Here is a 7,661-nt window from a genome sequence, read left to right on the forward strand (position 1 = left end):
CGCGATAAATCGCCGTCTCTACAAAGGACTGATTATTGTAAAGACGGCGATTTATTGCGTCTCTTCCCTTAACCGAACCGTATTGGCTCTGTACCCAAAATTAATTACGGATTATTCAGTCATTGCTGTTGTATCTGCTTTTGTACCCAAAGACGAAAAGCCTTGAGCGTTGCATTTCTACCTGCTGTTGTACTTTGCTCTAGATATTGGGGAATCGTTTCAATTAGTTTAAATTTAGGAAAATTTAGGCTTTGCTGAGACTCTACATAATGCCCGTCTTGCAAAACATTAATTTGGAGCTTTCCTTTATCAAAACGCCAAAGCTCAGGCACTTGTAGCGATTCATAAATATTAGGATGAGTGCGAGAAGTAATATCAATTTCTAGAGCTAAATCTGGAGGGGGGTCTACTGTTAAATCTAGTTGCTTCTTGCCACGAATCTTGGATTCATTTTTTATATAGAAACACTGGTCAGGTTCTATACCTTGAGCCATTGCTTGGTTTTTGAAAGTGGTAGAACCAAGGCTGATAAACTCAGTATTTAGCTCTTCCAGAAGCGCTTTGATTAAATCACTAATAATTTCTTTGTCATATTCATGTTCTGGCAGTGGTGCCATAATCTCCAGTATTCCCCTGTCATAAGCAATTCGTGCTGCACGGTGTTCCCCTAAATCCTCTAGAATTGTTTCCAATTCCTGCCAGGTTACATCTCGCAGTAACACCCTTTGTCCTGGTGGAACATGGATGCGCTTTAATTCCAACAACATCATTTCCACTCCCAGTAGCTCAAACCTAAATTTAGCTTACTCCAGTTAACTAATGCGCTGTGACAATTTTTGACTGCTTCATCACTATAATTGTCGGATGCTTGGACACACAGCAGCTTGTTGTCGGATCTCGCCTGCTTAAAAATCCCTTTATTGAAGTGTATGGGGCGATCGCTCCTAGAAAAGTGTAATTTAAAGAAAAACCTCTGGAAACTCCAGAGGTTTTGGTTCCTGATTTAGTTTCTACTGGTTACTACAATTTGTCCTCAGTCATTTCCCGATAATGAAGGAAATTATTTGATTTGAGTAGTTAGTCAAGTACTCATAACTAAACGCTGATTACCAGAAAATCCAGAGGAGGATACCTTGTTAATAGGGCAATCCGGGAGACGCGATAAATCGCCGTCTCTACAAGTGTTTTGGTTAATCGCAATTTTTGATTAATTCTTCGCCTGTGGCTGCGAACCAGGAATGGTTATATCTATTGGTGTCACCTTTGCTGCTAGCTGCGTCAATGGCGGTTGAATGGCGGTTTGATTCCCCACCACTAGAGTCACTATCTTTTCTGGCTTGAGGTATTCTCGTGCTACCCGTTGCACATCAGCGGCGGTGGTGGCGGCGACGGCTTTTTGATAGCGAAAGAGAAAATCAGCAGGATAGCCGTAATATTCGTATCGCATCAATCGTGATAAGGTTTGGCTGGGGTCTTGAAAGTTAAATACAAAGGAGTTGAGTGTAGACTCTTTCGCAAAAGCCAGTTCTTTTGCTGTAACTCTTTGAGTCTGGATGCGCTTGATTTCATCTTGTAAGGCTTTGACAAACTGCACAGTCGCATCCGATCGCGTTTGTCCACCAGCAATAAACATCCCAGGATAGTCGAAACGGGGACTCCACTGGCCATAGACAGAGTAAGCTAAACCTTGACGCGATCGCACTTCATTAAATAAGCGTCCACCAAATCCACTTAAAACCCCATTCAATACATCGAGTGCCGGATAATCAGGATTGTCAAAGCGTCCGCCTAAATGCCCGATAAGCACACTACTTTGCGTTAGTTGTGGCTGATTGACAAAAAAGACTCCGCCTGTATTAGCTGGCAAAACGTTTGGTAATTTGGGTTTAGCAATACCTGGGTTGCGGTTCCAATCACCAAACTTAGCTTGAATAAGCGATCGCATTTTTTGAGAGTCAAAATCTCCCACAATCCCCAAAATCATATTATTGGGGTGGAAATATTGCTGATAAAACTTGAGCAAATCTTCACGCTCAACCTGATCTACCGTCGCATATTCTATCGTGCGAGCATAAGGGCTATCTTTCCCATAGATCAATTTCTTAAATTCTCGACTAGCAATGCCATCTGGATTGTCATTGCGACGAGCAATGCCACCCTTAGCTTGAGTTTTCGCCAAGTCTAGCTTTTCTTGAGGAAATGCTGGCGATCGCAGCACTTCAGCAAACAGCCCAAACACCGTTTCTAAATCTTCACTGAGTGCATCAAAGCTAGCAGTACCAAAAGCTTCAGCAATACTGGTTTCCACAGATGCCGCGCGTTGTTCCAACATCTCGTTGAGTTCATCAGCTGAATGCTTCTTAGTTCCCCCAGTTCGCATTACAGCGCCTGTAAAACCCGCTAAACCGACTTTTTCCAGTGGTTCCAAGCGATTTCCTGTCCGCACAAACGCTGTCCCATTCACCAACGGTAACTCGTGATCCTCCATTAAATAGACAACCAAGCCGTTTTGAAGAACAAACCGTTCATACTTAGGTAACTTGATCTCAGGTAGCGGTGGCAACTGTAACTCTGTATAATGTTTTGCTTCAGCCGTCGCCGCCAAAGAAAAGTTACAAGTTAAAAGTAAACATGCAAAAACAGCAACCAAGGCATAAATAAGCCCTTTCCCATTTTGGATTTTGAACACCATCCGCCTTTTACCCTTCACCTTGTACCTCTGCATATCTCTCTACCTTTGCGTCTACGTTTCTCTTAAGCTTCTTTCGACAACAACTTACCAATCGTGCGATTTTTCGGCGTAAACGTCTCCTTTGCTACCCGCACAATATCAGTCGTCGTCACCGCCGAAATATCATCCAACTGCTTAAATAAATTCCGCCAAGAGCCAGTTTTCACCTCATATTCCAACAATTGTTGAGCCATCCCCATATTTGAATCGAGAGTACGTAACAAACTTGCCCGTGCTTGGGTTTTCACCCGTTCTAAATCAGCCGCCGCTACAGGCTCAGTTTTTAATTTGTCAATTTCTTGGCGCAAAGCCACCGCCAACTCATCAACCGTATGACCAGGAGCCGTGAGAGCATAGAATAACATCAGGTTTGGGTACTTATCTCCAGGAAAACCGCTGAAACCTTGAGCATTTAGCGCCAAACGCTGCTTCTCTACCAAAGACTTATACAACCGCGACGTGCGCCCATCACTTAATAAACTGCCAATGATTTCATAGACTGCATTATCTGGATGAGTAATTGCCGGACGATGATAACCTTCTAAATACCAGGGTTGAGAAGGTAACTGTAAAGTAACTTCCCGTGTTTGTTGTTGTGGCGGTTCCACCGGGATTTTTTCAACAGCTTTGGTTCTTGCTTCATAGCGGCCAAAATAAGTTTGTGCCAGTTTTTTCACCTCAGTCGGGTTAACATCTCCGACAATGGCAATGGTCAAATTACTTGGTACGTAGTAAGTATCAAAAAATTTTTGAACATCTTCTGGTGTCAGATTGCGGATATCTCGGTCATAGCCAATTACCGGACGCCTGTAGGGATGGGCTTTGTAAGCAGTATCAATAAATTTCTCCACCATCATTCCAATGGGTGAATTTTCCACCCGCATCCGTCGCTCCTCTAAAATTACATCTCTCTCTTTATAAAACTCACGACGAATTACAGGATCGAGAAACCTTTCCGACTCCAGCGACATCCAAAGTTCCAGCTTATTGGCAGGAAAGCTGTACAAATAACGGGTGGCTTCAGTTGAAGTATTGGCATTTAAACCCACGCCTCCCGCTTGTTCGACAATTTGCCCCAATTCGTTTTGTTTGACTAGCTTGGCTGCTTGCGATTCCACTCGCTTAAACTCAGCTTCTAACCGAGCAACCTCATCTTTTTTGCCATCGGCTTTTGCTGCTTGAATTTGAGCATCTAACCGCTCTAAGGTTTCTAATAGAGGTTTTTCTTTTTTGTAGTCTTCTGTACCAATGCGCGTCGTGCCTTTAAACGCCAAATGTTCCAGAAAGTGAGCTACACCAGTTTTGCCATCTGGCTCATCTACTCCACCGACATCCGCATAAGTAAGGAAAGAAACGACAGGCGCTTGATGCCGTTCTAAGACAATAAATTTTAGACCATTGTCGAGGCGAAACTCCGTTAACTGCTTGATCACTCGATCCAGATAAGGTTGAATCGAACTTTGAACTGGTGGAGTTTGAGTTTTTGTAGGTTGTAGCCCTCTTTGGGGAAAAGGTACTGTCTGAGTTTGAGCCAGAGCAATTTCTGGCAGCAATCCCCACCAAAGGATGATCAAAGCCAACAAAGCGACAAAAAACCGCCGCAATATGACAGATACTTTATCTGACCAATCCAAAATCCCCAATCTCAAATCTAAAATTGACCGACTTATATAGTTCATAAGCGAAAATTAAGATAAAGTTACACTACCTAAATAACAGGATACTTAGCAAAAGAGCGTTAATCTTGTATTAAGCTTGTTGGGTTTTTGTACTTGACGTTAGACAATAATGCTACAAAACCTGTTCCGGAAATATCACCATAACTGTTATGCGAGTTTTTAATTCTTCCCCACCCTCAGAGGCTCAGACGCGCACCCGGATTTTGCAGGCAGCACAACGGTTGTTTGCCTCTCAGGGATTTGACGGCACTACCACCCGTGATTTAGCACAGGCTGCGAGTGTAGCTGAAGGTACTCTCTTTCGTCATTTTGCCAATAAAAAAGCAATTTTGGTGGAAGTAGCCACGAATGGATGGGTGGAAATTCTTACAGATTTGCTGACAGAATTAAGTGAAATGGGCAGCTATAAAGCCGTAGCTCAGGTAATGCGTCGCCGGATGTGGAACTTCCAAAAAAATGCCGATTTAATGCGCGTTTGTTTTATGGAAGTGCAGTTTCACCCCGACTTGCGCGATCGCATCCAGTTAGAAGTCATTACCAAAATGACCGACGTAGGCGAAGCATTCTTTCAAACAGCGATGGATAAAGGCATTTATCGCCAAATGGACGCCAAGCTAGTTGCCAAAGTTTTTTTAGGAATGTTTGCGATCGCAGGTTTTTCTAACAACACCCTCATAGAACCTGACGCCTCCCCCCAACAAATGCAAGAAATGGCAGAAGGACTCGCTGATATCTTCCTTAATGGGGTTTTAGTTAAAGATTAGGGAGTAGTGAGTAGGGAGTGGGGAGTAGGGAAAAAACAAGTGAGACACTTCTTCAATAATTCTTTCTTGTCCCCTTGTCCCCTTGTCTCCTTGTCCCCTTGTCCCCTTGTCCCCTTGTCCCCTTGTCCCCTTGTCCCCTTGTCCCCACTCCCTAATTCCCACTCCCCACTATTTTCGCTTGCTGGCTCCACTGTTGTACTAATTCAATCGCTGGACACAAATCTCGTCGCTGCATTGTTGCTACCTGCAAGCGCATGATTTGTTGGTGCAACCTGTGAGTGGGAGTTTGAGCTAACTGTGCTACAGAACCAATACCTGCATGGAGCAATAAACCACAATATTGTATCCCTACACTGGGAATACGCGCCAAGTCAGCCAAAGCCATCCATTTATTTACATACTGAAGATGAATATGTAGTTGATTTGCTAATGCTAGTCTTTTCTCTAAAGTTTTCCCTTGTTTGACTAGCGCTCCTGTACTAGTAATTCCACAATTTTGCAGTTGAGATTGTTCCTCGTGGCTCAGTCCAGGTAATTGCTCAATTGGCCAATCACGAGATTGGATAGGACTTCTACTATCTTTGTGTTTAGCAGACATTTTTGAAATTCAAATATAGGCTTGTTTAGATATTGTGAGAGTCGCTTCTCTACAAAAGTACGCTCTTGCAGTTTATTTGATTGCTGTGCTATTTTAACCCAAACTCTTGCAATACGATTGTCTCGGCTGACAATGCGATTGTTTCGACTGACAATGCGATTGCAGCATCGGCTTGCAGAAATTAGTTAGAGTCAATCAATACCTTTGCCAAAAATAATCCCTAAGCGTGTTATGGCTTATCTGGCTAAAAGACGCGATCGCCTCACCTAGCCCCTGACGTTAAAATGGTCATATCTCTCCAATTTTGATAGTCTACAGTGATTGCAGGAAGCTTATGACTCCGATTCCGAAAAGCGCAGCCCAGTTATATGAAACAGATTTTGTCGCATGGACAGAAAAAACAGTGCAACTGATTCGTGCTGGACAATTTGGACAAGTAGACTGGGATGCTGTGATTGAGGAGATTGAAAGCTTGGGCCGCTCAGATCGACGCGAGTTGAAAAGCCGCTTGGAAGTATTATTACAGCATTTGCTCAAGTGGCAATATCAATCTAGTTTGCGGAGTGGCTCTTGGCAAAATACCATTGATGAGCAACGCAACAAAATTATAGATTTATTGCAAGACAGTCCCAGCCTCAAGTCCTATCCAGAAGAAGTTTTAGCCCAGTGCTACCATCGGGGATTGAAAGCTGCTAGTAATGAAACTCAACTACCAATAGATACGTTTCCAGTGGAGTGTCCTTATTTCATTGCCCAAATTCTTGATGATGAGTTTTTGCCGGATGCCATTGATTTGTAATATTAGATTTATGCGGTAATTAACTCACCTCGCATAACAGTTACCGCTTGTCCAGAAAGAAAGACGCGATCGCCTCCGTCATAATACACCTTTACCACGCCACCACGGCTGGATGCTTGATAAGCCAATAACTCATTTTTGTGCAAGCGATCGCGCCAGAAGGGAGCGAGACAGCAATGGGCCGCACCAGTTACAGGATCTTCATCAATCCCTAAACCCGGTGCAAAGAAGCGAGAGACAAAATCATATTCAGAATCAGGGTGGGTGAGGCTGGTGACAATAATCTCAGAAAAAGGCAAGGTTTTCAATATTTGAAAATTTGGCTGTATTTGTCGTACCAAATCTTCAGATGCTAATTCCACTAAATAGCCCAAGGAACTCAAGAAAACAGATTTGTATGGGACGCCCAAAGCAGCCTTGAGTTCTCGCGGGGCGACTGTTGCTTGTGAATGATTCACAGGAAAATCTAACTCAATCCACTCACCTTGCAACTTAGCAATTAGCACTCCGCTTTTGGTGTAGAAACGCGCAACTTCATTCTGTGACAAATGCCCATCTGACCAAAGTACATGGGCACTAGCTAAAGTTGCATGTCCACAAAGCGGTACTTCCACCGTGGGCGTAAACCAACGCAGATTGAAACCATCATCCTGTCTAACTAGAAAAGCCGTCTCAGATAAATTCATCTCCTGTGCCACATTCTGCATCCAGCTATCCTCTTGGGGAGTAGGCAAAACACAGACAGCAGCAGGATTACCTGCAAAAGGTGTATTGGTAAAAGCATCAACTTGAGTAATGATTTGTCCCATTAGAGTCACCTGGAAAATTAGACAGCATTATATTTATCAGGAGTGCATGATATATTTATGCCTCTAGTTACCATTATTCTTGAAGTTCACCCATTTATAGTTTTAGATCCCCCAACCCCCGATAAGTTCTGACAATTCAGCGGCATCTGGAAAACCTCACTTCTATTTCTCTCTCCTTTTAGGCTACGGTGTACACACAAGTCCTAAAAACCTAGCTTGATAAGACTTTCCTCGTTCCCAGTCTCCGACTGGGAATGCATTCATTGAGTCTCTGACTCAAT

General features: G+C 43.4%; 8 protein-coding genes. 3 read left to right on the forward strand and 5 right to left on the reverse strand.

Going from position 1 to position 7,661, the window contains the following annotated elements; all coding sequences use genetic code 11:
* Nucleotides 1-119: 119 nt before the first annotated feature.
* Nucleotides 120-767 carry a Uma2 family endonuclease gene (locus tag VB740_RS16090; RefSeq protein WP_323200980.1) on the reverse strand — a complete coding sequence of 216 codons (648 nt, stop codon included), beginning with the start codon at nt 765-767 and terminating at the stop codon, nt 120-122.
* 59 nt (nt 768-826) lie between these two features.
* On the opposite strand from VB740_RS16090, the gene VB740_RS16095 reads away from it, so the two are divergent.
* Nucleotides 827-958, forward strand: coding sequence for a hypothetical protein (locus tag VB740_RS16095; RefSeq protein WP_323200973.1), 132 nt, complete (start codon nt 827-829; stop codon nt 956-958).
* A gap of 249 nt (nt 959-1,207) precedes the next feature.
* Here the strand turns inward: VB740_RS16095 and VB740_RS16100 are convergent, their stop codons facing one another.
* Together VB740_RS16100 and VB740_RS16105 are read right to left on the reverse strand one after the other, a co-directional pair.
* Nucleotides 1,208-2,725, reverse strand: a complete 1,518-nt coding sequence (locus VB740_RS16100) for a pitrilysin family protein (protein WP_323200974.1) — start codon at nt 2,723-2,725, stop codon at nt 1,208-1,210.
* A gap of 29 nt (nt 2,726-2,754) precedes the next feature.
* The gene (locus tag VB740_RS16105) at nt 2,755-4,410 is read right to left on the reverse strand and encodes a pitrilysin family protein (protein ID WP_323200975.1); all 1,656 of its coding nucleotides are present in this window, start codon (nt 4,408-4,410) and stop codon (nt 2,755-2,757) included.
* 149 nt (nt 4,411-4,559) lie between these two features.
* Here VB740_RS16105 and VB740_RS16110 point away from each other — a divergent pair, with 149 nt between their 5' ends.
* Nucleotides 4,560-5,174, forward strand: a complete 615-nt coding sequence (locus VB740_RS16110; protein ID WP_323200976.1) for a TetR/AcrR family transcriptional regulator — start codon at nt 4,560-4,562, stop codon at nt 5,172-5,174.
* A gap of 151 nt (nt 5,175-5,325) precedes the next feature.
* On the opposite strand, the gene VB740_RS16115 is transcribed toward VB740_RS16110, so the two are convergent.
* Nucleotides 5,326-5,772, reverse strand: coding sequence for a DUF4332 domain-containing protein (locus VB740_RS16115; RefSeq protein ID WP_323200977.1), 447 nt, complete (start codon nt 5,770-5,772; stop codon nt 5,326-5,328).
* Nucleotides 5,773-6,106: 334 nt separating this feature from the next.
* Here VB740_RS16115 and VB740_RS16120 point away from each other — a divergent pair, with 334 nt between their 5' ends.
* Nucleotides 6,107-6,571: a DUF29 domain-containing protein gene (locus VB740_RS16120; protein WP_323200978.1), complete on the forward strand. Its 465-nt coding sequence runs from the start codon at nt 6,107-6,109 to the stop codon at nt 6,569-6,571.
* A gap of 8 nt (nt 6,572-6,579) precedes the next feature.
* Here the strand turns inward: VB740_RS16120 and VB740_RS16125 are convergent, their stop codons facing one another.
* Entirely contained in the window at nt 6,580-7,380 is an 801-nt protein-coding gene (locus tag VB740_RS16125; RefSeq protein WP_323200979.1) for a PhzF family phenazine biosynthesis protein, read from the reverse strand.
* Between the last annotated feature and the right edge of the window lie 281 nt (nt 7,381-7,661).

It is taken from the genome of Nostoc sp. UHCC 0251, from assembly GCF_034932245.1.
Taxonomy (GTDB): Bacteria; Cyanobacteriota; Cyanobacteriia; order Cyanobacteriales; family Nostocaceae; genus Nostoc.

Excerpts from the sequence above, each read along its gene's own strand:
- VB740_RS16090 (WP_323200980.1), bottom strand. The coding sequence starts at position 767 with ATGTTGTTGGAATTAAAGCGCATCCATGTTCCACCAGGACAAAGGGTG.
- VB740_RS16100 (WP_323200974.1), bottom strand. The coding sequence starts at position 2,725 with ATGCAGAGGTACAAGGTGAAGGGTAAAAGGCGGATGGTGTTCAAAATC.
- VB740_RS16105 (WP_323200975.1), bottom strand. The coding sequence starts at position 4,410 with ATGAACTATATAAGTCGGTCAATTTTAGATTTGAGATTGGGGATTTTG.
- VB740_RS16110 (WP_323200976.1), top strand. The coding sequence starts at position 4,560 with ATGCGAGTTTTTAATTCTTCCCCACCCTCAGAGGCTCAGACGCGCACC.
- VB740_RS16115 (WP_323200977.1), bottom strand. The coding sequence starts at position 5,772 with ATGTCTGCTAAACACAAAGATAGTAGAAGTCCTATCCAATCTCGTGAT.
- VB740_RS16120 (WP_323200978.1), top strand. The coding sequence starts at position 6,107 with ATGACTCCGATTCCGAAAAGCGCAGCCCAGTTATATGAAACAGATTTT.
- VB740_RS16125 (WP_323200979.1), bottom strand. The coding sequence starts at position 7,380 with ATGGGACAAATCATTACTCAAGTTGATGCTTTTACCAATACACCTTTT.